This window comes from Micromonospora sp. KLBMP9576, assembly GCF_050941805.1.
In the GTDB taxonomy this organism is placed as follows: Bacteria; Actinomycetota; Actinomycetes; order Mycobacteriales; family Micromonosporaceae; genus Micromonospora.
Genome location: NZ_CP194567.1, coordinates 4,300,803 through 4,325,800, shown reverse-complemented (window position 1 = coordinate 4,325,800; position 24,998 = coordinate 4,300,803). Strand labels below are relative to the sequence as shown.

The following is a 24,998-nucleotide window of genomic DNA, read 5'->3' as shown; positions in this document are numbered from 1 at the left end:
GCTCCCGCCGATGGAGGTCGACGTGCCCGTTCCCTGGTACCAGCGCATGTTCACGGTGCTGCCCACCCTGCCCAGGCGCGTGGGCGGGGAGAATCCCGCAGCGGTACACGAAGGGGGGCCGCCCATCGCGACGGTCCGGGTCGCCGGCCACGTGGCCGGATCGCCCGACTGGCGCTGCCGGCGCTGCGGGGAACCCTGGCCATGTTCCGCGCTGCGGGCGATGCCGGACCCCGCGACCCGGGAGCTGCTGCCGGTGGTCTCGGTCGTGATCACCGCCGCGATCCGCGATCTCCGGGGCCGCCCGGGCGGCCCCGATCCCATCGACGTGGTACGCCGGTTTCTGTGGTGGCTGCCGTTGAGCCACGACGAGGCCCGCGCCATCGCGCTGCGGATGCGCTGATGACGTACCGCACGATTCCGCACGGGCCGATGCGCCCGTTCTGGCGGTGCCGCAACTGCGGGGCGGAGTGGCCCTGCCAGCCGGCCCGGCTCGGCCTGCTCGTGGAGTACCGGGGCGACCGCACCGGCCTGCTGCTGCACCTGGGCGGGCTGATGGCCGAGGCCCGCGCGCAGCTCACCCAGCTCAACCCCGAGCGCCCCCTCGACCTGCACGAACGCTTCCTGGGCTGGGCGCGGGCCAGGGACTGAGAGCGGCCCGGGTGAGGGCTGGTGGCGCGGGTGGGAGCCGCGTGGCGCGGGCGGGCTGCGCCGCGCGGGCCGGAGAGCCCGTGACATGACAGCGCGGCGCGGGCCGGAGAGCCCGTGACACGGCACCGGGACGGGGCGGCTGCCCGTGCCGAACCGACATCACGGAGGGTAGCGTGTCGCCCGTGTTTCCTACCGTCCGTGAGGTTCTCGCGCTGGACCCGGTCCGCCACGGCGCTCCGCGTCTGGTCGCCGGGGACGCCGGCCTCGACCGCCCGGTGCGCTGGGTGCACGTGACCGAGGTACCCGACATCGCCCCCCTGCTCGGCGGCGGGGAACTGGTGCTCAGCACCGGCATCGGGTTGCCCGCCGACGACGCCGGACTGCGCGCGTTCATCGGCGACCTGGCGGACGTCGGCGTCTCCGGCCTGGTCGTCGAGCTGGGACGCCGGTACGTCAGCGCGGTGCCCCGGGTGATGGCCGCCGCCGCCCAGCGGCGCGGGCTGCCCCTGGTCGAGCTGCGGCGGGCCACCCCGTTCGTCCGGATCACCGAGGCGGTGCACGCGCTGATCGTCGACGCCCAACTGACCGAGCTGCGGGCGACGGAGGAGATCCACCAGCGCTTCACGGAACTGTCGGTGGAGGGCGCCGGCCCCGGCGAGGTGATCCGGCAGGCCGCCGAACTCTCCGGCTGCCCGGTGGTGCTGGAGAACCTCTCCCGGCAGGTGCTCGCGTACGACCCGGCGGGGGAGAGCGCCGAGCTGCTGCTGGACTGCTGGGAGCAGCACTCCCGGCGGATCCGGCCGGCGGGGCGGACCGCGTACGACGGCGACAGCGGTTGGCTGGTCACCACGGTCGGCGCCCGCGGACAGGACTGGGGCCGGCTGCTGCTGCGCTGGCCGGGCGGGGGCGACCTGGGAGGCGGCGAGCGCGGGGGGGTCGCGCCGGCCGAGGAGGGCGGCGCGCCCGTCGGCATCGCCGCACCGCCCGTGGCCCCGCCCACCCGGCTGACCATCCTGGTCGAGCGGGCCGCCTCGACACTGGCCCTGGGCCGGCTGATCCGCCGCGACGCCGAGGGCCTGGAGCGGCAGATCCACCGTACGCTGCTCACCGCCCTGCTCGACCACTCGCTGCCGGTGGACGAGGTCGCCCTGCGGGCGCGGGCGCTCGGCGTGGTGCTGGACCGCCGGCACCTGGTCGGGGTCGTCGTCCGGCACCGCGGCGACGAGCCGGTGGGGGAGGGCGGCCCCGCCCCGGAGCCCGGGCACCCGGCCGACCAGGGCTCGGGCGGCCCGGCGGCGGGACCGGCGCGCCTACGCGATCTCGCCGAGGCCGTCGGGCAGGCCCTGCACGAGGCGAAGCTGACGGGGCTGACCGGCGCCATCGACGACCAGGCGGTCGGCGTGCTGCTCGCCCTGCCCGAGCCGGCCGCCGAGGAGCGGGCGCTGGCCGCGTTCGCCACGGCGCTACGCCGTACCCGCCCGGAGGCCCCCGCCCGTCCCGACGGCCCGATCCGACCGGACGGCTCCGGCCGGTCGCCGGGGGGCGGGGCGGTGCTCGTGGCGGCCGGGTCGGGGGTGGTGGGTCTGCGCGAGGCGCGACGGTCGCTGATCGAGGCCCGGCAGATCGCCGACGCCGCCCGGCGCGACCGGCGGGACCTGCCGGTCTTCCGGCTGCCGCACGTCGGGCTGGCGGGGCTGCTGCACCTGCTGCGCGACGAGCCCCGGTTGCAGACCTTCGTCGAGCGGGAACTCGGCGCGCTGCTGGCCTACGACGCGCAGCACCCCCGGGAGCAGTTGCTCGGCACCCTGCGCGCGTACCTGGAACAGGGCCGCAACAAGTCGGCGGCGGCCGGCGCGGCGCACCTGTCCCGGCCGGCGTTCTACGAGCGGCTGGCCCGGATCCGCCGCGTCCTGGACGTGGACCTCGACTCGGTGGAGGCCTGCCTCTCCCTCCACGTGGCCCTCCTGGCCCTGGACGCCATCCGCACCCCTAACCCCCCACCCAACCCCCACCCACCTCGTTGATCATGAAGTTGTTGCGCTTCGCCCCGGCGTGTCGTGACAACAACTTCATGATCAACGGCGCTGGAGGGAGGGGAGGGAGGTGGTGTAGGGGGTGGGGATGTGGTTGGGGCCGCCCGGGGTGAAGACGTCGGAGGTGGCGGCGGCCGACCAGGCCGTCTCCGGTACGGCGTCGACCAGGGCGCGGACCACCGGGGCGTCGCGCCACTGGTCCTGCTCGGCGAGCAGGCTCAGGGCCACCACCGACTCCTCGACCTCGCCGACGCACTCGAACGGCTTGTGCCCGTCGACGCCCAACAGCTCCCGGTAGCCGGGGATCTGCGACTCGTCGGCCAGCAGGTCGCCACCGAAGATGTGGGTGATCCGCTCGCGGGGCATGAACGGCGCCATGGCCAGGTAGACGAACCGGCACTTCGGGCAGTCGCGGCACCAGCGTTCGCTGGCGTCGCGCAGCTTGAACGCGGCGTTGCAGCTCGTCACCACGTCGTCATAGCGGTCGATGCGGGCGAAGAGCCGGGCGATGTGCAGCTCCGACAGCGACCGCAGCAGCGAGAAGTACGGCTCGGTGAGCCCCGCGTGCTCGGCCAGCGCGGCCCGCAGCAGCCCCTCCGCCGCCACACCCTTGGACCACTGGTGGTTGATCTCGTGACCGTCCCAGACCAGGTTCGGATCCGACGCCGAGCGCTCGTTGGACATCACCACCGGGCCCAGGCCGTGCAGCACCGCCGTGGCGACGGCGATCAGCGAGTTGATCGCCGTGACCGGGATGTGGCCGTTGAGCGCGCCGGCGGCGTTCAGTTCGAACAACACGGGGTCGATGCGCCGCCGGGCGGCCAGCGGCGTCAACCCGGACGCCTCGTTGACCGCGACGATCACGTGGTTCGGGTTGACCGAGAACGGCACCGGGTCGAAGCCGGCGTCGCGCAGCGCCTCCAGGCTGACGATGGAGTCCTTCCCGCCGCCCACCGCCGAGAGCGGACGCCGGGCGGAGTTGTCGTACTCGCGGGCCGGGGAGACCGTGCCGGCCGGCACCTCCGGGCGCAACCGCAGCACGTGCGGCAGCCGGTTGCGGTACGCGTACTCCGCGAGGCCCTGGGTGTAGACGGCGGTGACCAGCTCGGCGGCGGCCACGCCCAACGGCGCCGGCAGCACCAGGCGGGGCGGGGCGGCGGTCTTGTAGTAACTGACCCCGGCGACGACGTGCAGCAACTCCAGGACCCGGCCGAGGGTCGCCACGGTCTCGTCCGACGGCGGCGCGTCGGGCAGTGGGAGGGTGATCGCCTCGGTGAACCGCTGCTCGCCGTCGGGCCCGGTGAGGGCGTAGTCGAGGAGCACCTCCCCGGTGGAGAGGTCGACCGAGTAGGACGGGAAGGTGAAGGCGTCCATCCGCCGTAGCTGCTCATTGGGCACACGCCATACTAGGCCCTGGTTCGTCCGGCCGTGTCCGGCTGTGCCGGACGTGCCGCTGCCCCGCCGCCGACATCCCCGAGGAGAACCAGTGCGCCTGTCTGACCTGCGCGGACGTGCCGTCGCCGTCTGGGGGGCCGGCCGGGAGGGCCGGGCCGCGGTGACCGCGATCGCCGCGCACGGCCCGGCCGACCTGGTCGCCGTCGACGACAGCGCCAACTTCCTCAGCCTGCCCTGGGAGGGGCCGCTGGCCGAGGCGGCCCCGCTGGTCACCGGCGAGGAGGGCTTCGCCCGGCTGGCCGCCGCCGACGTGGTGGTCCGCTCGCCCGGGGTGCCGCAGACCCACCCGTGGCTGGTGGAACTGCGCCGTCGCGGCGTGACCGTCACCCAGGGCACGGCGCTGTGGATGGCCGACCACGCCGCCCGCACCGTCGGCGTCACCGGCAGCAAGGGCAAGAGCACCACCTCCAGCCTGATCAGCCACCTGCTCGCCGCCGTCGGCCGGCCCAACGTCTTCGGCGGCAACATCGGCGTGCCGACGCTGGACCTGCCGGAGGCGGAGCTGTACGTGCTGGAACTCTCCAGCTACCAGTGCAGCGACCTGACGGACTCGCCCGGGGTCGCCGTGGTCACCTCGCTCTTCCCCGAGCACCTCGACGCGCACGGCGGCGAGCGGGATTACTACCGCGACAAGCTGAACCTGCTGGCGCACGGGCCGCACACCGTGGTGGTCAACGGCACCGACCCGAGGCTCGCCCGCGAACTGGGTGACCGCGCGGCGGTCCGCGCCGGCCTGCCGGACACCGCCCACGTGGCTGACGGCCCGGACGGCACGCCCTGGTTCCACCTCGGCGACCGGCCGCTGTTCGCGCGCTCGGTGCTGCCACTGGTGGGCCGGCACAACGAGGGCAACCTCTGCGTCGCCCTCGCCGTGCTCGACGCGCTCGGCGTCGACGTGGCCGCCCGGGTGGACGCCCTGGCCGCGGCGGTGGCCGGGTTCCAGGGGCTGGCCCACCGCCTCACCGAGATCGCCGACCCGTCCGGCCTGACCTTCGTCGACGACACCCTGGCCACCAGCCCGTACGCGGCCATGCACGCCATCGACGCGTACGAGGGGCGACCGCTGACGGTCATCGTCGGCGGCACCGACCGGGGGCTGGACTACGCCCCGCTGCGCGAGCACCTGGCCGAGCGGGAGATCACCGTCGTCGGGATCCCGGACAGTGGCCCCCGCATCGTGGAGGCGCTCAGCGGGCTGCCCGAGGTGCGCACGGAGGTGGTCGACGACCTGGCCGCCGCCGTGCGGCTGGCCCGGGAGCTGACCCCGGCCGGCGGGGTCGTGCTGCTCTCCCCGGCCGCGCCGAGCTACGGGCGGTTCCGCAACTTCGAGCACCGCTCCGAGGTCTTCGCCCAGGCCGTACGCGACACCGCCGGCTGAGGTCCGCAGGGGAGAGGATCGCGCTCCCACCCGCCGGCGGAGCGGGGGGCGCGCATGGCAACGCGGGGACGGCGACGCGGGCAGTGCCCAGGTCGGACGGATCGCGCCGGTGGGTCGTCACCGTGGCCGTAGGGCCCGCGGCTCCTCGGCGGTCAAGGAGCAGGTCGGCTGACTCAGCCGCGCTCGGCGGGGGCCGACGCGGGCGCCTGCCCGCCGGGCAGCAGCGCGCCGCCGACATCGTCCTGGTCGTCCGCGGGCTCCCGGTGCGGTGGCGCGTCGGCTGTCGCCGTGTCGCCTGCGGGTCGGCTGCGCTTGTCGGGCGTCCAGGCGAAGGCGAGCGCCCCGCCGACCAGGGCCAGCAGCATGCCGATCAGAAAGCCGCCCAGGTTGGAGGTCAGCCAGGAGACGAGCCCGAGCACCAGCGAGAGCACGGCGTAGAAGACCCGCTGCTGCGGGGTGGCGATCAGCAGCACCCCGCAGAGCACCAGGACGGTCGGCACCAGGTACGCGGCGAGCCCCTGCGGCCCGATGTGCAGCAGCACCCCGAGCGGCGCGCGCAGGGTCACGAGCATCTCCACGCCGCCGAGCGCGATCAGCACCCCGGCGGTGAACGGGCGTCCCCGCCGCCAGCGGCGCCAGCGCCCGCCGAGGTGGCGGGCGGCTGGCGCCGGGTGGTGTCGTCCGGTGGTCACGGTCAGCATCCGCCCTCGGTGAACGCCATGCGCAGGTTGGGCAGGTTGAAGACGGCCGCCGTGGTGGCGTAGTTGTTCTGCCGCAGGTTGCTGATGGTCACCGTGTCGGCCTGCTGGGAGAAGACGCCGGGGTTGCCCTTCACACCGGGCACCTTGTCGAGGGTGCTGGCGTCCTGCCCGACGCTGATGTTCTTGAAGGCGGCGTTGCCGGCGACCTCGTCGCCGTCGACGACCAGGGTGCGGGCGGTGACCGGCGTGCCGCCGCCGCCAGCGGTGATCCTGAGGTGCACGCCGCCCAGGTTGATGCTCTGGCAGAGGTTGGTCAGCTCGGCCCTGTCGATGGCCGAGACGATCACCAGGACCTGCCCGCCGGTGTCGCCCTGGTTGGGGCTGTCCGGAATCATCTGGTCGAGGGTGGCGAACTGTTCGAACCCGGTGCCGGTGAGCTTGTCGGCGGTGACGGTGAACGGCATGCCGGAGATGGCGAACTGCGCGCCCAGCACACCCTGTGCGGTCAGCACGACCATGCCCGCGGCACCCGCCACGACGGTGCCGAGCGTGACGGCGAATCGGCGCCAGCGCACGCCGCTGCGCGGCGGATCGGGTGCGGTCGGTTCGGTCTGCTCCGACATGGCGACTCCCTTTCGAGATCAATTTACGAGCGACAATCGAAAATTGGCCAGGACCTGCGCAGGGTGAAGTTACCGCCGGGTAAAGGTTGGGTCAACCGCTGGTGTCGACTGGTTGGAGCGGCATTTGCCAAATGCGGCCAAAGTGAAAAACCGCTGCGGTTTCCGACCGTGCCGTCAGGGGAGGGCCGGCGCCTCGCCGGTCGGCGCGCACGGCGCGGCGGTGCGCGGGCCGTCGTCGGGGCGTGCCGCCCGGGTCGCCCGGGCCGCGCCGTCGGTGCCGAGGAACGGCGCGGTGGCTGCGTAGGTGAGCACCGGCAGGAGCCGGGGCAGCTCCGCCGCCCGGCCCTGGGCCACCCAGCCGCGCACGGTGGCGTGGATCCCGCCGACCACTGTGGACACCAGCGCGTCGCGGTCCAGGTCGGGGGCGGTCGGGCCGGGGCCGGCGTCGGCGAAGAACCGGCGGAAGCTGCCGAGCAGGGCGTCGCGCTCGCGGCGCGCGTCGGGGCCGGCCGCGTCCACCTCCACGAGCGCCATCCGGGCGAACGCGGGCACGCTCGCCAGCACCTCCAGCAGGGTGCGCAACGCGGCGCGGGCCGCGTCCGACCAGGTCGGACCGGCCTCCCGGTAGGCGCTCTCCATGAGCTGCGACAGCACGGCGATCCCGTGCCGGTATGCGGAGAGGAACGCGTCCTCCTTGCCGGTGAAGATGGCGTAGAACGCTGGCCGGGTCACCCCGGCGGCGTGGCAGATGTCGGTGACCCGGGCGTTGTCGTAGCCCTTCGTCGCCACCTCCCGCACGAGCCCGTCGAAGAGCCGATCGCGCTGGGTCGCGGCCACGGCCTCGGCGGAGACCCGGCGCGGGCCGCGTTTGATCGCGCGGTCGGGGTCGCGGCCGGGGCGTGCGCCCGGCAGGGGGACCGGCGCCGGTCGCGGGCGGCGCTGCATGCTCAATTGATCGACCTCTCTCGATTTATTTGACTTTACGACCCTCCGGGGTTTATATCTTTCTGCACGTTCGGTTGGCACGTCGTCACCGCAGGTGATCTTCCGGATGGTCACCTGTGGCTTCGTCGGAGGAGGGCTCGCCGGCTGCCATTATCGCGGAACAGGAGCGCCCTCCCAAGGCCGAAAAGGTGCAGGTGACGCGGCTGTGCCGCAGTGCGCCACACCGGCCTGCCCGCTGACGCCGCAGCACCCCGATCACCGCCGTGCGGCCCCGACGGCCGCTCGGCACCCACCACCGCCGTCCGCCACGGACGGCCCCGGATCGCCGCCCGGGTAACCCCCCGCCCGGGCGGTCCGACCGGCCCCGTCCCTCCCCCGGAAGGAAGAACCATGCCCAGGTACGGACGAATCGGCGCGGGCCTCGCCGCCCTCGCGCTGCTCACCGGTCTCGCCGCCGCTCCGGCCTCCGCCGCCCCGGAGCCCGCCGCCGCCCCGGCGCCGTTGGCCAACAACGTGCTGACCTACTCGGCACCCGCCGGCAGCGCCGTCGCCGTCAACGACGTCATCCAGGCCAGCCTCAGGAGCGGCACCAACGCCACCTTCTACTCCTCCGCCACCGGCAGCACCGGCATCCGGTGCGCCGCGTCCACCTTCAGCGCCAAGGTGCTGACCAACCCGGCGGCGCCCGGCACCGCCACCGAGAGCCTCACCGCGCAGAGCTTCACGAGCTGCACCAGCAACATCTTCGGCACCACCGGGGTGCAGAGCGTGACCGTCCAGAACCTGCCGTACGCCACCTCCGTGACCAGCGCCGGCGTGGTCAGGATCTCCGGCACGACGGCGGCGCCGATCCAGAGCACCGTCGTGCTCAACTCGCTGCTCGGCCAGATCACCTGCGTGTACCGCACCGGCACCAACAGCCTGACCGGCACGGCCACCAATGCCAACAACTCGATCACCTTCACCAACCAGACGCTGACCAAGTTCTCGGGCCCGAGCCTCTGCTTCGGCACCGCGTACTTCTCCGCGGCGTACTCGCCGGTGCGCGACGTCACCAAGGGCAACAGCCCCGTCTACGTGAACTGACCGCGCCCTCCGGGGCCGGCGTGCGGCGACCGCCGTGCGCCGGCCCCCGGCCGTGCGCCGGTCAGCCGGCGGCCACCGTCGCGTGCAGGGCGCGCATCGACCGGATCGCCGAGCGGATCTCCTGCAGGTAGCGCCCCGTCGTGAGGGTGGGCTCCGGCACCCGCGGCGTCTCCAGCGCCGGATCCACCCCGACCGTGTTGATCCCGCAGCCGTACGGCACGGCGAGGGTGCGCAGCGCGTCGCAGTGCTGGAACGGCACGTAGATCGGCGCGGTCACCACCAGCACGGTGTCGCCGGGAGCCAACCGGACGTGCCCGGCCCAGAACCGCTGGGTGTCCGCCGTGTGCGCGCGCCGCCGCTGCGGATCGCTCGACGGCGCGGCCAGCACCCGCACCGGTGGCGGGCCGGCCGGCAGATAGCCGCGCGACGACCAGGAGCGGTGCGGGTGGCCCGCGTCGACGCCGTCCTCCCGGGCCGCAGCCGTCACCCCGAACGCCAACCGGACCGCCGCGTCGAGGGCGTCCACCTCCGTCTCGCAGCCGGGCGCACCCACCTCGGCCAACGTCCGGCGCTCCACCTCGGACAGCGGCCGGAAGCTGCCCAGCACCGCCACCTCGCCGGTCACCCCCAGCCCGCCGCGCAGCAGGTGCGCGGCGTACGCGACCCGGCGCAGGCAGGCGTGCGCCAGCCCGCCGAGCACCACGAGGTGGGCGTACCCGGACCGCGCCGGTGGCGCCGGACGGACCATGCCCAGCGCGGCGGCGACGCCCCGCACCAGCTCCACGGTGGCCGGATCGAAGCCCGGTTCCCGGGCGTCGGGGCGCTCCCGGCCGCCCCGGAAGTCCCAGTGCCGCGCCGAGAAGTCGTCGAGATCGGCCAGCACCGCCGCGACGTCCCCGCCCGGCCAGTCGCCGCCGAAGTGGTCCACGAGGGCACGCAGCGGCGCCGAACCCACCCAGGCCCCCACGCCGGCCGCGACCGCCTCGGCGTCCGCGCCGGCCGGCAGCGCCACCGCGGCGCGCAGCGCCTCCGCACCGATCCGCACCGCCGGATCGTACCGGCGGCCGGCCCCGGGCGCGGCGGGGTCAGCCTCGGCCTGCCCACCCGGACCTGAGCAGCCGCAGGGTGCCGGCCCTGGCCAGGTACGCCACCAGCGCCGGCGCCGGCACCCCCAGCGCCTCGGGCGCCGATCTCGGCGTCTCGGCGTTGGCCACCAGCGCGTACACCACGGCGGCGAAACCGGCGGCGGTCAGTGCGGTGCGCGCGGTGGCCCACCGGCCGGGGCCGCCCGGCGCACGCCCCGCGGACGACCCGCCGCCTCCGGTGCTCCCGCTGCGGCCGGTGCGGGCCTCGACGGGGCCGAAGACGGCGACCAGGACGGCCAGCACCACGACCAGCATCAGCACCCACGGCACCCGCCAGGCGAACCAGGCCGCCGAGCCCACCGGCGGGGTCGGCAGCCGCCCGACCGCGTCCAGGGCGCCCACCAGCAGGATCACGGCGGTCAGGTGCCAGAGGAACACGGTGAGCACGACCGAGTTCACCGCGATCACGGCCTGCCAGGGGCGGGGCCGGCGCAGCCAGCGCTCCGCCGGGGCGCGCAGCAGCAGGATCAGGCCGAACTGGGCGGTGGTCAGGGTCAGCAGCGCCAGGCTGGGCGGGGCGGCGTTGTCCAGGCGCTCGCCGGGCACGTTGAGCATGCTCATCGGGTACGGTCCGACTGTGGTAAGCAGCACAGTCGCGGCCAGCCCGCCCAGCAGCGCCGCCGCACCCGCCCGCCGCGACGTCGGCAGCCGGCGTGCCGGCGCCCCGCCCGGGGTGGGCGCGGCGCGGGGCGGCGCACTGTCGGGTGTGCCCGGCGGCGCGGGGCGGGCGGCGTGAGGCCCGGCGTCGGCGTCGCGCCAGGCGATCCCGAGCTGGTGCACGGCCAGCCAGCCGAAGACGTAGTTCGGCAGCGCCAGCCCGGCGGGGCCCAGCGCCCGGCCCACGTCGCCGGCGACGACCAGCGCGGCGAGGACCAGTGGGACGAGCAGGCCGAAGCGGCGGTGCAGGGCGTGCATCGCCGGGGTCAGCGGCACCACGATCAGGTAGGCGGCGAGGAACCACAGCGGGATGGTGGCGAACCAGGCGACCGTACGCACCAGCGTCGCCTCGACACCGGCCAGCGACGCGAGCGCGGCGCCGCCGGCGATCACCAGCAGCAGCGCGGTGGTGGGGCGCAGCAGCCGGGCGCCCCGGGCCAGCAGCCAGGCGGTGGCGTCGACGCCGGCGGCCCGGCGGGCGGTCAGCGAGGCGGTGTTGGCGTACCCGCCGACCAGGAAGAAGACCGGCATGACCTGGGCCAGCCAGGTCAGCGGGTACGCCCACGGCAGTTCGGGCAGCGCCGAGCGGCCCGTCGGCCGGCCGGTGGCGTCCTCGCCGATCGCGGCGACCGCCCAGTGGCCGAGTACGACCATGCAGATCGCGAGCGCCCGGAGCAGATCGACGTAGCGTTGCCGACCAGCCGGGGTGCGCGCGGCGAGTTGCCGCAGGCGGCGCATGGCCCGAGGCTACGTCAGCGGTGGACTGTCCGGTGCTGATAACGGTTCGGTCGTCGGGGGTTGAAGTCCGCGCCCTGCTGCCGTAGAAATTCTTCAGCAACATCTTTCGAACTGAAGAGAAATTCCCCCCTGCGCCTCGTGCGGCGGTCCCCAACCCCCATCCGGCGACCGCCCGGACCGATCCGAGGAGACACCATGAACAGGCGTGACATCCTGCGGCGCACCGCTGCCGCCGGCCTTCTGGCCACCCCCGCCGCCGCCCTGCTGACCGGCTGCGCCACGGGCGGTGGTGACGACGACAAGGGCGGTGCCGAGACCCACAAGGGCACCAAGAGCGAGCAGAACCCGCTCGGGGTCAAGGAGGACGCGCCCCTCGAGGTGGTGATCTTCAGTGGCGGCTTCGGCGAGGACTACGCCAAGGCCCACGAGGCCATGTACACCGAGAAGTACCCGAAGGCGACGATCAAACACTCGGCGACGCAGGAGATCGGCAAGACCCTCCAGCCGCGCTTCGTCGACGGCACCCCGCCGGACGTGGTGAACAACTCCGGCGCCGGCCAGATCGACTTCAACGGCCTGGTCTCGCAGAACGCCATCGCCGACCTGGGCGAGCTGCTCGCCGCCCCGAGCCTGGACATCCCGGGCAAGACGGTCAAGGACACCCTGCTGCCGGGTGCCGTCGAGGTCGGTTCGTACGACGGCAAGTTCCTGGTGATGAACTACACCTACACCGTCTACGGCATCTGGCACTCCACCAAGCTCTTCGCCGAGCGCAAGTGGGAGTACGCCAAGACCTGGGACGACCACATCGCCCTGTGCAAGCAGATCAAGGCCGCCGGCATCGCCCCCTGGACGTACGCGGGCGCGCACCCCCGCTACATGAGCTGGCCGGTGATCTCCACCGCGATCAAGTTCGGCGGCCCGTCGGTCGCCACCGCGATCGACAACCTGGAGCCCAACGCCTGGAAGTCCGACGCGATGAAGGCCGCGGCGGACGCCTGGCACCAGATCGTCAAGGACAAGTACATCCTGGAGGGCTCGCCCGGCCTCGACCACAAGCAGTCGCAGACCGCGTGGTGCCAGGGCAAGGCGGCCTTCATCTCCTGCGGCTCCTGGCTGGAGAGCGAGCAGAAGGACGTCACCCCGGCCGGCTTCAACATGACCGTCCAGCCGACGCCGAGCCTCGGCAGCGGCGACAAGCTGCCGTTCGAGGCCGTGCGGGGCACCGCCGGTGAGCCGTTCATGGTGCCGGCCAAGGCCAAGAACGTCGCCGGTGGCCTGGAGTACTTCCGGCACATGCTCTCCAAGAAGGGCGCGCAGGACTTCACCAAGAAGGTCGCCAGCCTGACCGTGGTGGCCGGCTCCAGCGAGGGCGTCGAGCTGCCGTACGGGCTCTCCACCGTGACGAAGGCGCTGGAGGCATCCGGCAGCAACGGCTTCAACTGGGTCTACCCCAACTACTACCGCAAGCTGGAGCGCAACCTCATCGACGCCGCGTGCGGCGAGTTCTTCAGCGGGCGCATCGGCCCGGCCGAGTTCCTCGACCAGTGCCAGAAGGGCGCGGACTCGATCGCCCAGGACAGCTCGATCAAGAAGTACAAGCGGGCCGTCTGACATCCGGCCCGGTGGGGGGCGGGGACGACCCGCCCCCCACCGGGCTGCCGCGCAAGAGGTAGGACCCCATCGTGAGACATGGCAAGTACCCGCTGATCGTCACCTTCCTGGTGCCGCCGGTGCTGCTCTACGTCGTCTTCGTCGTGTCGCCGTACCTGCAGGCGTTCCAGATCTCCACCACCGACTGGCTCGGCTACTCCGCCGGCGCCAACTCCGTCGGGCTGGCGAACTTCAAGGCGCTCTGGGACGACGGCTACTTCTGGAACGCGCTGAAGAACAACGCGATCCTGCTGGTGTTCGTCCCGGTGTTGACGATCGTGCTCGGCCTCTTCTTCGCCGCCATGCTCAACATGGGCGGGCGGAAGGGGCGGGCGGGCGTCGGCGGGGTGCGCGGATCGTCGTTCTACCGCACGGTCTACTTCTTCCCCCAGGTGCTCTCCGTCGTGATCATCGCGCTGCTGTGGAAGGAGATCTACCACCCGAACAAGGGCCTGCTCACCAGCGCCATGAACGGCGTCGGCCTCTCCGCGCCCACCTGGCTCGGCGATCCGAGCACCGCCTTCTGGTGCGTGCTCGCCGTGATGATCTGGAGCAACGTCGGCTTCTACGTGGTGCTCTTCGGCGCGGCCATGTCGGCCATCCCGAAGGAGATCTACGAGGCGGTCATGCTCGACGGCGCCTCCCGGCTGACCACACTGACCAAGGTGACCATCCCGCTGCTCTGGGACACCGTCCAGGTCGCCTGGGTCTACCTGGCCATCTTCGCGCTGGACGCGTTCATCCTGGTGCAGCTCATGACCAACGGCGGCCCCAACTTCTCCACCGACGTCATCGGCGTGCGGATGTACGACACGGCGTTCGGCAGCGAGACCAAGTTCGGTTACGCATCGGCGATCGGCGTGGTCATGTTCTTCCTGACCCTCACGGTGGCGGTGCTGGCGCTGCGGGCCAGCAAGCGAGACAGGATCGAATACTCGTGACGACTCTGGACAAGCCCGCCCCGGTGGCGCCGCCCGCCGAGGGGGCCGGGCCGAAGGACCGCCCCATGCGCCGCGAGCGCGGCGTCGCCAACGTGCTGTCGCACGGCTTCCTGCTCTTCTGGGGCGCGCTGACCGTACTGCCGCTGCTCTGGATGTTCATCAGTTCCTTCAAGAGCAACGCGGAGATCCTGGCCGACCCGTGGGGGTTGCCCGGCGCGCTGCGCTTCGACAACTGGGTCCGCGCCTGGAACGGGGCGCACATCGGCCAGTACTTCCTCAACAGCCTGGTGGTGGTGGCCGGCTCGGTCACCCTGACCATGCTGATGGGCGCCGCGGCGGCGTACGTCTTCGCCCGCTACGAGTTCCGGGGCAAGCAGGTCGTCTACTACCTGTTCGTCGGCGGGCTGATGTTCCCCGTCTTCCTCGCCCTGGTGCCGCTGTTCTTCGTGGTGCGCAACGCCGGCCTGTTCGGCACCTGGACGGGGCTGATCCTGGTCTACGCGGCCTACTCGCTGCCGTTCACGGTGTTCTTCCTGACCGCGTTCTTCCGCACCCTGCCCACCGCCGTCGCGGAGGCGGCCCTGGTCGACGGCTGCGGTCACTTCCGGCTCTTCTTCCAGGTGATGCTGCCGATGGCGCGGCCGGGAATAATCAGCGTCGCGATCTTCAACTTCCTCAGTCACTGGAACCAGTTCCTGCTGCCCCAGGTGCTGATGCAGGGCGACGAGTCCAAATGGGTGCTCGCCCAGGGGCTCGCCGCGCTCTCGGTCAACCAGGGCTACGCCGGCGACTACGCGCAACTCTTCGCCGGCCTGACCATCGCGGTGGTCCCGGTCCTGCTGGTCTACATTCTCTTCCAGCGGCAGGTCCAGTCGGGCATGACCGCGGGCCAGCTCAAATAGCCGAAAAGAAGTGGCGGGGCGGGGGTCAAGGCCTCGATGAGGGTTTCGGAGGCGCTCTCCGAGGTGGAGTGATTTAGTCTCCGCCCGCAAGTTGGGGTCGCCGGAGGGCCATCGCAATTATTAGCCTCATCCGGCACCGCATGTCGCTATCGGCAATGCGGTAAACCCGGAGCATGATTTCATGCTCCGGGTTAACCCATCAATTGCGTCTTCGACGCGTTCCCTTACGCCACTGCTTCGTCGCGCCGGCACGGGCGCCGCCGTTCGGCGGGCGCCCCCCAGGGCCCCGGCGGGACCTGTCCACTGCGCGACTCCGCCCGGGCCCTGGGGGCGCCCCCGCCCCGGATCTCAGGTCGGCGGCAGGGGGACCAGCCGGCGGTGCGTCGCCACGGGGTCCGTCACCTCGGGAAGGTCGCGGGCGGCGAGCCAGGCCGCCGCGGCGGCGCCGTCGCCGGCCGAGTGCAGGGGCGCGTGCGGCCAGCGACGGCCGACCTCGGCCCGGACCGCCGTGGCGAGCGGCGTGGCGCCGGTCAGCAGGCCGCCGCCGAGCACGATCGGGGAGGCATCGCCGGGCGGGCGGATCCGCGCCGTGCTCTCCACCAGGTGCGCGGCGGCCTCGTCGACGAGGCCCCGGGCGACCGGATCGCCGTCGGCGGCGGCAGCGACCACCAGGGGCGCGAGCCGGGCCAGTTCCACGGCGGGCCGGCGGGTCACCGCCTGTACGAGCGCGTCGACGGTGTCGCGGGGGCGGGCGGCCACCTCGGCCGGGCCGAGCAGTTCGGTGAGTACCCCGGTCGCCAGCCGGCCGGGCGCGTGCCCCCGGTCTAGGTCGGCCAGCAGCCGGCGGACGGCCTCGCGGCCCAGCCAGAAGCCCGAGCCCGCGTCGCCGAGCAGCCAACCGTGGCCGTCGGCGACCCGGTCCAGCCGTAGCTCGCGGACCTCGGCCGCGATCGCCCCGGTGCCGGCGATGAGCACCGTGCCCTGCGGGCTGGCGGTGCCGGAGGCGTAGGCGACCAGCGCGTCGCCGTGCACGGCGTAGGGGCAGCGCAGCCCGGCCTCGTGCCAGGCACCGTCGAACGCGTCCCGGCCGGCCGGATCAGCGAGCAGCCGGGCGGCCCCGGCCAGCCCGATCGTGCCGCCGCGCACCCGGGTGGGATCGACGTCGGCGAGCGCCTGGCGCAGGGCGGACAGGAGTTCGGCGGCGGCCCGTTCGGCACCGTGGCTGGTGGGGTTGCCGCCGCCGGCCCGGCCGCCGCCCAGCCGCCGCCCGTCGAGGGCCAGGGCGGTCGCCCGCGTGGACGTGCCACCGACATCGAGACCCACCACGACGGTGTCGGACATCCGCACCCACCCTCCGATCGACGCCCGTTCATGCTGGTCGGCCCGGCCGCGACGGGCAAGGGGCGGACGGCCTCCGGAGCGTATGCGCCAGGTAACAGTTTGAAAACTTCGCCCATTCCCTTGACACGGAGGGTCCTTTAGTAAGAACTTTTACCACTAACAGTAAACCTTCCTTTCCGAAAGGTGCCCCATGGTTGATCACGAGGTGGACGCCGTCGCGGGGACCGCGGTGGTCGACGCCGGCGCGGTCGACCGACGGGAGGCCGTCGGGGTCGCCACCGGCGGGGTGCTGGCGCGGGTCCGCGCCGGCGCCGGCCAACTGACGGGAGCCCTGCGCCGCGTCGCCGAGCACGTGCTCAGCGACCCGGAGGCCGCCGCCCGGGCGACCATCGTCGAACTGGCCGAACGCAGCGGCACCTCCCCGGCCACGATCACCCGGTTCTGCCGGGCGATGGGCTTCGAGGGGTACGCCGACCTGCGACTGGGCATCGCCGCGGAGACCGGCCGGGCCCGCTCGGCGGGCTGGACCGTCGACATCGGCCGCGAGATCCAGCCGAGCGACCCCCTCACCCGGGTGCTCGACCAGATCATGGCCGCCGACACCCGCGCCATGCACGACACCGCCGCCCTGCTCGATCTCGCCGAGGTGGAACGGGCCGCCGTCGCCATCGCCGGCGCGTCCCGGGTGAACATCTTCGGCGCCAGCGGCAGCGCCCTGGTCGGCGAGGAGATGCAGTTCAGCCTGCACCGCATCGGGGTGGCGGCCTGGGCCTGGAACGACGTGCACGAGGGCCTCGCCAGCGCCGCCCTGCTGCGCCGCGGCGACGTGGCGCTCGGCATCTCGCACACCGGCCAGACCCGGGAGACCATCGAGATGCTCGCCGAGGCGGGCAGCCGGGGCGCGAGCACCGTGGCGCTGACCGGGTTCCCCCGCTCGCCGCTGGCCGAGCTGGCCGACATCGTGCTGGTCACCGCCAGCCAGGCCACCACCTTCCGCCCCGACGCGCTCTCCGCCCGCCACCCCCAGCTCGTCGTGCTCGACCTGCTCTACATCGCCGTCGCCCAGCGCACCCACGACCGCGCCCACGCGGCCTTCCGGCGTACCGCCCAGGCCGTCGACGGGCACAAGGCCGCGAAGGGGGGCGGCGCGTGATCAGCGCCCAGGCGTACGCCGACGCCGTCCGTCCGGTGCTCGACCGGCTCGTCGACACCAGCGCCGCCGCGATCGGCGCCGCCGCCGACCTGATCGCCACCAGCCTGCGCGCCGGCGGGATGCTCCAGGCCTTCGGCGCCGGGCACTCCGAGGTGTTCGCGGCGGAGCTGGTCGCCCGGGCCGGCGGCCTGGTCCCCGCCAACCGGCTCTGCCTGCGCGACCTGGTGCTGCACGGCGACGCCCCGCGCGACGTGCTCGCCGACCCCAAGCTGGAACGCGACCCCGCCGTCGCCCACCAGCTCTACACGCTGGCCGCCCCCCAGCCGTCCGACGTGTTCGTGGTCGCGTCCCAGTCCGGCATCAACGGCTCGGTCGTCGAGCTGGCGACGCTGGTCACCGGGCGCGGCCACCCGCTGATCGCGGTCACCTCGGTGGCGCACACCGCACGGGTCGCCCCACGCCACCCGTCCGGACGGCGACTCGCCGACCTCGCCGACGTCGTGCTGGACAACGGCGCGCCGTACGGCGACGCACTGCTGCCGCTCGAGGGCGGCGGCGCGGTCTGTGCGGTCTCCTCGGTCACCGCGGCGCTGCTGGCGCAGCTGCTGACCGCCGAGGTCGTACGACGGTTCCACCAGGCCGGGGAGGTAGCTCCCGTCTACCTCTCCGCCAACGTCCCCGGCGGGGACGAGCACAACCACGCCCTCGAGTCGCGGTACGCCGGGCGTCTCCGGCGGACCGCCTGACCCGCACATCACAAGGAGAGACGACGATGTCGAACACCCCCGACAGCCCGGTCGACCTGAGCCGCCGCAGCGTGCTGCGCCGCGCCGCCGCGGTGGGCCTGCTCGCCACCCCCGCCGCCGGCCTGCTGAGCGCCTGCGCGACCAGCGGCGACGACGAGAAGAACGACCAGGTCACCGGCGGCACCAAGAGCGCCACCAACCCGTTCGGCGTGCCGGAGGACGCACCCATCGAGGTGGTCATCTTCAACGGCGGCTACGGCGAGAAGTACGCCACCGACGTGCACCAGCCGCTGTACAAGAAGGCGTTCCCGAAGGCCGAGGTCAAGCACCAGTCGACCCAGGCCATCTCCACGGTGCTCCAGCCGCGCTTCGCCTCGGGCAACCCGCCGGAGTTCGTCAACAACTCCGGCGAGAAGCTGATGGACTTCGGCGCGCTGGTCGCCGACGGTCAGCTCCAGGACCTCACCGAGCTCTGGGACGCCCCGTCGGTCGACGACCCGAACAAGAAGGTCCGTGACACGGTGGTGCCCGGCACCGTCGACGTCGGATCCTTCAACGGCAAGCCGTACGTCCTGTACTACGCCTCCACCGTCTTCGGCATCTGGTACTCCGGCAAGCTGTTCAAGGACAACGGCTGGGCGCCGGCGAAGGACTGGTCGGAGTTCACCGCCCTGCTCGACAAGATCAAGGCCAAGGGCATCACCCCGTACGGCTACGCCGGGTCGAACGCCGCCTACTACCAGTGGAACGTGATCCTCACCCAGGCGGCGAAGATCGGCGGCACGGACGTGCTGAAGAACATCGACAACCTGGAGGACGGCGCCTGGCAGCAGGACGCCGTCAAGCAGGCCGCGGAGGCCTGGGCCGAGATCGGCGCGAAGTACTCGGACAAGAGCTTCGAGGGGCTCAAGCACACCGACGTGCAGCTGCGGCAGAACCAGTACAAGCTGGCGCTCTACCCCAGCGGCGACTGGCTGGAGGGCGAGCAGAAGAAGGACACCCCGGCCGGCTTCGAGTACCAGCTCATGCCGGTGCCGAGCCTGTCCGCGTCGGACAAGCTGCCGGCGACGGCGCTGCGGGCCACCGCCGCCGAGGGCTACTTCGTCTCGGCCAAGAGCAAGAACCCCAAGGGCGGCCTGGAGTACATGCGCCAGATGCTCTCGGTGGCCGGCGCGAAGGGCTTCACCGAGATGGTCAAGGCCCCGACCGTGGTCACCGCCGGCTCGGAAGGCTTCGCCTTCCCGCCCGGCGTGGCCAGCTCCCAGACCGCCCTCACGGCCGCCGGCCAGGACGTGTTCAACATCTACTTCGACGGCTGGTACAAGGAGCTCGACAAGGAGGTCCGCACGGCCACCAACGAGCTGATGTTCGGCAGGATCAAGGCGGACGCCTTCGCGGAGCGGATCCAGAAGCGCGCCGACGCGATCAAGAAGGACAGCTCCGTCACCAAGTTCAAGCGCTGAGCGATCGGAGCCCAGGGGTCATGCGGCACGGCAAGTATCCGTTCGTGATCGGGTTCCTCTTCGCCCCGGTCACGCTGTACGTGGTCTTCGTCATCGCGCCGTACGCGCAGGCGTTCCAGATCTCGATGACCGACTGGCGGGGGCTCTCCGCCCCGCAGTGGGTGGGCTTCGACAACTTCCGGAGGTTGCTCGACGACGACAGCTTCTGGAAGGCCGTCCAGCACCACGGCGTACTGCTGCTTGCCCTGCCGCTGATCACCATCGCCATCGCGCTGCTCTTCTCGTTCCTGCTCAACGTGGGCGGCAAGAGCAGCGGCGGGCAACGCCAGGGGGTCTGGGGGTCGAAGTTCTACCGGGTGGTGTTCTTCTTCCCCCAGGTCCTGGCGGTCGCCATTATCGCGGTGCTGTTCCAGATGGTCTACCGGCCCAACGAGTCCGGCCTGATCAACGGCGTCCTGATGAAGATCGGCCTCGACCCGGTGCTCTTCCTGGTCAGGCCGAACCTGGCGCTGTGGTCGATCCTCGCGGTGCTGGTCTGGCAGGCGGTCGGCTTCTACGTGGTGCTCTTCTCGGCCGGCATGGCCTCCATCCCCGGCGAGATCTACGAGGCCGCCGAGATGGACGGCGCGACCCGGGTGACGCTCTTCTTCCGGGTCACGTTGCCGCTGCTCTGGGACACCCTCCAGGTCGCCTGGGTCTACCTGGGCATCGCCGCGTTCGACGCGTTCGCCATCGTCTCGGTGCTCTCGGTGGACGGCGGCGGACCGGACGGCGCGACCACCGTGCTGGCCATGGAGATCTACCGCAACGCCTTCGTCTACTCGAAGTACGGCTACGCCTCCGCGATGGGCGTGGCGTTGTTCTTCCTCACCCTGACGTTCGCGGCACTGACGCTGCGGCTGACCAAGCGGGAAAGCGTGGAGTACTGATGAACCCGCAGACGACGCAGCCGCCGGCACCGGCGGCGCTACCGCCCAGGACCGTCAAGCCGGGCGCCGCGGGTCGGCGCGCGGACGGGGGCCGACGCTCGGAGGTACGGCTGCTCGCCCGCCTCGGGCACGTGGCGCTCGCGGTCTGGGCGGTGATCGTGATCGTGCCGATCCTCTGGACCTTCCTCGCCTCGTTCAAGAACACCACGGAGATCTTCAGCAGCCCGTGGACGCTCCCGGCGGAGCTGCGGTTCGAGAACTACGTCCGGGCGTGGAACACCGCGAACGTCGGCCGCTACTTCCTCAACAGCGTGATCGTGGTGGCGTGCAGCACGTTCGGCACCATGCTGCTGGGCTCGATGGCCGCGTACGTGTTGGCCCGCTACAAGTTCTGGGGCAACCGGGCGGTCTACTACCTGTTCGTCTCGGGGCTGGCCTTCCCGGTCTTCCTCGCCCTGGTGCCGCTCTTCTTCGTGGTGAAGAACCTGGGGCTGCTGGACACCCACACGGGGCTGGTGCTGGTCTACGTCGCGTACTCGCTGCCGTTCACCGTCTTCTTCCTGACCGCGTTCTTCAAGACGTTGCCGATGTCGGTCGCCGAGGCGGGGATGATCGACGGCTGCTCGCACACCCGGCTCTTCTTCCAGGTGATGCTGCCGATGGCCAAGCCGGGCCTGATCAGCGTGGGCATCTTCAACATCATCGGCCAGTGGGCGCAGTACCAGCTGCCGCTCGTGCTGCTCTCCAACGCCAAGGAGAAGTGGGTGCTCACCCAGGGCATCGCGGACATCTCGGTGAACGCCGGCTACGAGGCGGACTGGTCCGGCCTGTTCGCCGCCCTGACCATCGCCATCCTCCCGATGATCGTCGTTTACGCGGTCTTCCAGCGCCAGATCCAGTCCGGTCTGACCTCCGGCGCGGTGAAGTGACCCTCGGCGGTCAGGGGTGCCAGGAGCGCCACAGGGCGGCGTACGGGCCGCCGGCCCGGAGAAGGTCGTCGTGACTGCCGAGTTCCGTGATCCGGCCGTCCTCCAGCACCGCCACCCGGTCGGCGTCGTGGGCGGTGTTGAGGCGGTGCGCGATCGCGATGACGGTCCGCCCGGTGAGCAGGGCGGCCAGGGCCCGCTCGGTGCGCCGGGCGGTGCTCGGGTCGAGAGCGGCCGTGGCCTCGTCGAGGATCAGCGTGTGCGGGTCGGCCAGCACCAGCCGGGCCAGCGCGAGCTGCTGGGCCTCGGCCGCCCCGAGCTGGTGCGCCCCGTCGCCGAGGAGGGTGTCGAGGCCGTCGGGCAGGCGGGTGTGCCAGTCGGCGCCGACCGTGGCCAGCGCCGCGCGCATCCGGTCGTCGGCGGCGTCCGGGGCGGCGAACGCGAGGTTGTCGCGTAGCGAGCCGATGAAGACGTGGTGCTCCTGGGTGACCAGGGCGATGCGCCGCCGCCGCTCGGCCGGGTCCAGGTCGATCACCGGGCAGCCGCCGACGGTGACGACACCCGCACGGGGCGCGTCGATCCCGGCGAGCAGCCGGGCCAGGGTGGACTTGCCGGCCCCCGACGGCCCGACGAGCGCCAACCGCTCGCCGGGCCGCACCTCCAGGTCGATGCCGTGCAGCACGTCGGGCCCGTCCGCGTAGCCGAAGCGGGCACCGTGCACGACCAGGCGCTCGTCCACCGGCGCGGCGGCCCGGCCGGGCTGCTCCGGCGGCACCTGGCCGACGCCCAGCACCCGGGCGAACGAGGCGAGACCCCGCTGGGCCTGCTCCGTCCACATCAGGATCCGGTCCAGCGGGTCGATCGCCTGTTGCAGGTAGAGCACGGCGGTGACCACCGCGCCGAGGGTCACCTGGCCCCGCGCGAGCAGCAGGCCACCGACCAGCAGCACCGCCGCGACGGGCAACGGGTAGCTGGCCTCCACGACGGTGAAGAAGACGGTCCGCAGCGCGAGCGTCGCCCGGCGGGCGGAGAACACCCGGGCGATACGCGCGTTGCCGTGCCCGATCCGTTCGTCGCAGAGGCGGAACGCCTCGACCGTACGGGAGCCCTCCGCGGTGCTGGTCAGCGTCTCGGTCAGCTCGGCGGCTGCCGCCCCCTCGGTCAGGTAGGCGGGGCTGGCCCGCCGCAGGTACCACCGGGTGACGAGCACGATCGTCGGCAACCCGGCCAGGGCGGTCAACCCGAGCACCGGGTGCAGCAGGAAGATCGCCCCGAACAGCAGCGTCAACTGCACCGAGGCGATGACGATGGTGGGCACGACGTCCCGCACGGTGACGCCGATCGTCGACACGTCGACCGAGCTGCGGGTGACCAACTCCCCGGAGCCGGCCCGTTCGACGACGGAGACGGGCAGGTCCAGCGTCCGGTCGACGAACTCCTCGCGCAGCCGGGCCACGGCCCGCTCGCCGAAGCGGTGGCCGGCGTACTGCGCGTAGCGCGACAGTAGCGCCTGCACCAGCACGCACCCGACGATGGCCAGGGCGAGCCGGTCGACGGTGGCCACGCCCGTGCCGGCGGAGACCCGGTCGACGATGGCGCCGAGCAGCCACGGCGGGGCGAGCCCGGCGACCGTGGCGGTCGCGTGCAGGGCCAGCACGACGCCGACGGCGCGCCGGTCCTGGCCGATCAGCCTGCGCGTCGCCCGGAGCACGGTGGCCCGGTCGGCGACCGGCAGCCCGCTCACCGCAGCGCCTGTTCGGTGTCGGCGTCGCCCCGCGCCACCAGCCGCCGGTAGCCGGGGTCGGTGTCCAACAGCCCGGCGTGGCTGCCGGTGGCGGCGGCCCGCCCCGCGCACAGGTGGGTGACCTGGTCGGCCCGCCCGAGCAGCAGTGGTGAGGTGGTGAGCACGACAGTGGTCCGTCCGGCCCGCGCGTGGCGCAGCCGGTCGGCGATGCGGGCCTCGGTGTGCGCGTCCACCGCCGAGGTCGGCTCGACGAGGATCAGCACCTCCGGCTCGGCGAGCAGTGCCCGGGCCAGCCGGACCCGTTGCCGCTGCCCGCCGGAGAGCGTACGGGCCCGGGTGTCGAGCGGGGTGTCGAGCCGGTGCGGTAGGGAGTGCACCACGTCCTCGGCTGACGCGGCGCGCAGGGCGGCGCCGATCCGTTCGTCGTCGGCGTCGGAGCGGGCGCCGCGTAACACCTCCCGCAGTGTCCCGGCGAACAGGTACGCGTCGTGGTCGGCGACCAGGATGCGGGCCCGCACCTCGTCGAGCGCGACACCGGTCAGTGGCACGCCGCCCCAGGTGACGTCGCCGGCGGCGTACCGGCCGAGCCGGTCGGCCAGGGCGACGGCGTCGGCCGGGTCGTCGGCGGCGACCGCGGTGAGGTGGCCGGCCCGGACGGTCAGCCCGCTCGACGGGTCGTGCAGGTCGGCGGGGCCCGCCGGGGCCGCGACCGGACCGGCCGGCGCGGCGGCGTCCGTGGGCCGCCGGGCGGCGGGAACCGTCGCCGCGTCGGGGCGGTCCGACGGATGGCGCGGCCCGCAGCCGTCGTCGGGCGCGACGGCCAGCAGGGCGATGATTCGGCGGGCCGCGATCCGACCGCCGATCAGCTGGTGGCCGGCCTCCAACAGGAACCAGACCGGCACGACGAGCGTCGCGACGTAGCCGTAGACGGCGACGAGTTCACCGACGCTGATGTCGCCGGTGAGCGCCATCCGGGCCGACAGCCACACCACCACCGCGAGGAAGAGCCCGGGGACGGCCACCGTGGCCGCGTCGATCCAGCTGTTCACGCTGCCCACCCGGTAGCCCTCGACGAGCAGGTCGCGGGAGCGGGCCGCGTACCGGCGGGCGAACAGGCGCCGGCCGCCCACCCCGGCGAGCACCCGCAGCCCGGCCACGATGTCGCCCGACCGGGCGGTCAGCTCGCCCTGCTGCTGCCGGTAGACCGACTCCGCCCGCTCCAACCGGCGCAGCAGGGGCGCGACGACCAGGCCGACCGACGGCACACCCACCAGCACGCAGAGCGCGAGCAGGGGCGAGATCGACCAGAGCACCACGGCGACCACGAGGTAGGCGATCACCGCGCCGACGCCGGGCCCGGTCACCGTCAGCACCTGCGCCGCCCGGTCGATGTCGGTGCCGCCGACCGTGGCCACCTCGCCGGCCGCGGCCCGGCGCGGTAGCACCGCCCCGACCCGGGACAGGTGCCGCAGCACCACGGCGGCCGAGCGGGCCTTCGCGTCCTCGCGGATGAAGGTCATCGTGCGGTGTCGCATGATGCCCAGCCAGGACAGCCCCACGCCGGCGACGACGATCGCCGCCGCCCACAGGGCCAGGGCGCGGGTGTCGCCGGTGCGCAGCCCGTCGTCCACGGCACGGGAGATCAGGTATGGCCGGACCGACAGGCAGGTCATCCAGGCCGTGCCGAGCAGGCTTCCGCGCAGCACCCGCCACGGCTGGCGGCGGACCAGCCACCACAGGTACCGCAGCGGCCCCCGGACGTCCGCGGTGCCGGGCTCGGGATGCGGGATC

Annotated in this window: 22 protein-coding genes; 13 read left to right on the top strand and 9 right to left on the bottom strand. The window is 73.0% G+C overall.

The window, feature by feature from the left end:
* The first annotated feature begins 22 nt into the window (after nt 1-22).
* From ACQ452_RS18860 to ACQ452_RS18850, 3 genes are all read left to right on the top strand, one after another.
* Nucleotides 23-400 (top strand): hypothetical protein, encoded by a 378-nt coding sequence (locus ACQ452_RS18860; protein ID WP_433386389.1) that lies wholly within the window; start codon nt 23-25, stop codon nt 398-400.
* On the top strand, nt 400-648 hold the full coding sequence (locus tag ACQ452_RS18855; RefSeq protein WP_433386387.1) for a flavin reductase: 249 nt from the start codon (nt 400-402) through the stop codon (nt 646-648). The genes ACQ452_RS18860 and ACQ452_RS18855 overlap by 1 nt, the downstream gene beginning before the upstream one ends.
* A gap of 173 nt (nt 649-821) precedes the next feature.
* Nucleotides 822-2,672, top strand: coding sequence for a PucR family transcriptional regulator (locus ACQ452_RS18850; protein ID WP_433386385.1), 1,851 nt, complete (start codon nt 822-824; stop codon nt 2,670-2,672).
* Nucleotides 2,673-2,723: 51 nt separating this feature from the next.
* Here ACQ452_RS18850 and ACQ452_RS18845 read toward each other — a convergent pair whose 3' ends face one another.
* On the bottom strand, nt 2,724-4,079 hold the full coding sequence (locus tag ACQ452_RS18845) for a hypothetical protein (RefSeq protein WP_433386383.1): 1,356 nt from the start codon (nt 4,077-4,079) through the stop codon (nt 2,724-2,726).
* Nucleotides 4,080-4,167: 88 nt separating this feature from the next.
* Between ACQ452_RS18845 and murD the strand changes: the two genes are divergently transcribed.
* Nucleotides 4,168-5,514, top strand: a complete 1,347-nt coding sequence (murD, locus tag ACQ452_RS18840) for a UDP-N-acetylmuramoyl-L-alanine--D-glutamate ligase (protein ID WP_433386381.1) — start codon at nt 4,168-4,170, stop codon at nt 5,512-5,514.
* 173 nt (nt 5,515-5,687) lie between these two features.
* On the opposite strand, the gene ACQ452_RS18835 is transcribed toward murD, so the two are convergent.
* The 3 genes from ACQ452_RS18835 to ACQ452_RS18825 all read right to left on the bottom strand — a co-directional run bounded on the left by ACQ452_RS18835 (nt 5,688) and on the right by ACQ452_RS18825 (nt 7,783).
* A complete protein-coding gene (locus ACQ452_RS18835; protein ID WP_433386379.1) occupies nt 5,688-6,206 on the bottom strand; it encodes a DUF6114 domain-containing protein in 519 nt (172 codons plus the stop codon).
* Nucleotides 6,207-6,208: 2 nt separating this feature from the next.
* Nucleotides 6,209-6,838, bottom strand: coding sequence for a DUF6230 family protein (locus ACQ452_RS18830; protein ID WP_433386377.1), 630 nt, complete (start codon nt 6,836-6,838; stop codon nt 6,209-6,211).
* A gap of 174 nt (nt 6,839-7,012) precedes the next feature.
* Nucleotides 7,013-7,783: a TetR/AcrR family transcriptional regulator gene (locus tag ACQ452_RS18825; RefSeq protein ID WP_433394230.1), complete on the bottom strand. Its 771-nt coding sequence runs from the start codon at nt 7,781-7,783 to the stop codon at nt 7,013-7,015.
* Between the two features lie 390 nt (nt 7,784-8,173).
* On the opposite strand from ACQ452_RS18825, the gene ACQ452_RS18820 reads away from it, so the two are divergent.
* Nucleotides 8,174-8,869 carry a Tat pathway signal sequence domain protein gene (locus ACQ452_RS18820; protein ID WP_433386375.1) on the top strand — a complete coding sequence of 232 codons (696 nt, stop codon included), beginning with the start codon at nt 8,174-8,176 and terminating at the stop codon, nt 8,867-8,869.
* Nucleotides 8,870-8,930: 61 nt separating this feature from the next.
* Here the strand turns inward: ACQ452_RS18820 and ACQ452_RS18815 are convergent, their stop codons facing one another.
* Entirely contained in the window at nt 8,931-9,914 is a 984-nt protein-coding gene (locus tag ACQ452_RS18815; RefSeq protein WP_433386373.1) for a hypothetical protein, read from the bottom strand.
* A gap of 40 nt (nt 9,915-9,954) precedes the next feature.
* On the bottom strand, nt 9,955-11,409 hold the full coding sequence (locus tag ACQ452_RS18810) for an acyltransferase family protein (RefSeq protein ID WP_433386371.1): 1,455 nt from the start codon (nt 11,407-11,409) through the stop codon (nt 9,955-9,957).
* Nucleotides 11,410-11,604: 195 nt separating this feature from the next.
* Between ACQ452_RS18810 and ngcE (ACQ452_RS18805) the strand changes: the two genes are divergently transcribed.
* The 3 genes from ngcE (ACQ452_RS18805) to ACQ452_RS18795 all read left to right on the top strand — a co-directional run bounded on the left by ngcE (ACQ452_RS18805) (nt 11,605) and on the right by ACQ452_RS18795 (nt 14,905).
* Nucleotides 11,605-13,023, top strand: coding sequence for an N-acetylglucosamine/diacetylchitobiose ABC transporter substrate-binding protein (ngcE, locus tag ACQ452_RS18805; protein WP_433386369.1), 1,419 nt, complete (start codon nt 11,605-11,607; stop codon nt 13,021-13,023).
* Nucleotides 13,024-13,094: 71 nt separating this feature from the next.
* Nucleotides 13,095-14,003: a carbohydrate ABC transporter permease gene (locus ACQ452_RS18800; RefSeq protein ID WP_433386367.1), complete on the top strand. Its 909-nt coding sequence runs from the start codon at nt 13,095-13,097 to the stop codon at nt 14,001-14,003.
* Between the two features lie 65 nt (nt 14,004-14,068).
* Nucleotides 14,069-14,905, top strand: coding sequence for a carbohydrate ABC transporter permease (locus ACQ452_RS18795; protein ID WP_433394228.1), 837 nt, complete (start codon nt 14,069-14,071; stop codon nt 14,903-14,905).
* A 348-nt stretch (nt 14,906-15,253) separates the two neighbouring features.
* Here ACQ452_RS18795 and ACQ452_RS18790 read toward each other — a convergent pair whose 3' ends face one another.
* Nucleotides 15,254-16,246, bottom strand: a complete 993-nt coding sequence (locus tag ACQ452_RS18790) for an N-acetylglucosamine kinase (RefSeq protein WP_433386365.1) — start codon at nt 16,244-16,246, stop codon at nt 15,254-15,256.
* Between the two features lie 190 nt (nt 16,247-16,436).
* Between ACQ452_RS18790 and ACQ452_RS18785 the strand changes: the two genes are divergently transcribed.
* From ACQ452_RS18785 to ACQ452_RS18765, 5 genes are read left to right on the top strand one after another with little or no spacing between them, the layout of a single operon-like run.
* Nucleotides 16,437-17,399, top strand: coding sequence for a MurR/RpiR family transcriptional regulator (locus tag ACQ452_RS18785; RefSeq protein ID WP_433386363.1), 963 nt, complete (start codon nt 16,437-16,439; stop codon nt 17,397-17,399).
* Complete coding sequence (locus ACQ452_RS18780) at nt 17,396-18,145, top strand: SIS domain-containing protein (protein WP_433386361.1); 750 nt, start codon at nt 17,396-17,398, stop codon at nt 18,143-18,145. The genes ACQ452_RS18785 and ACQ452_RS18780 overlap by 4 nt, the downstream gene beginning before the upstream one ends.
* Nucleotides 18,146-18,171: 26 nt before the next feature.
* Nucleotides 18,172-19,608, top strand: coding sequence for an N-acetylglucosamine/diacetylchitobiose ABC transporter substrate-binding protein (gene ngcE, locus ACQ452_RS18775; RefSeq protein ID WP_433386359.1), 1,437 nt, complete (start codon nt 18,172-18,174; stop codon nt 19,606-19,608).
* Between the two features lie 20 nt (nt 19,609-19,628).
* Complete coding sequence (locus ACQ452_RS18770; protein WP_433386357.1) at nt 19,629-20,537, top strand: carbohydrate ABC transporter permease; 909 nt, start codon at nt 19,629-19,631, stop codon at nt 20,535-20,537.
* A complete protein-coding gene (locus ACQ452_RS18765; protein WP_433386355.1) occupies nt 20,537-21,466 on the top strand; it encodes a carbohydrate ABC transporter permease in 930 nt (309 codons plus the stop codon). The genes ACQ452_RS18770 and ACQ452_RS18765 overlap by 1 nt, the downstream gene beginning before the upstream one ends.
* A 10-nt stretch (nt 21,467-21,476) precedes the next feature.
* Here ACQ452_RS18765 and ACQ452_RS18760 read toward each other — a convergent pair whose 3' ends face one another.
* Complete coding sequence (locus tag ACQ452_RS18760; protein WP_433386353.1) at nt 21,477-23,207, bottom strand: ABC transporter ATP-binding protein; 1,731 nt, start codon at nt 23,205-23,207, stop codon at nt 21,477-21,479.
* On the bottom strand, nt 23,204-24,913 hold the full coding sequence (locus ACQ452_RS18755) for an ABC transporter ATP-binding protein (protein ID WP_433394226.1): 1,710 nt from the start codon (nt 24,911-24,913) through the stop codon (nt 23,204-23,206). The genes ACQ452_RS18760 and ACQ452_RS18755 overlap by 4 nt, the downstream gene beginning before the upstream one ends.
* Nucleotides 24,914-24,998 lie beyond the last annotated feature (85 nt).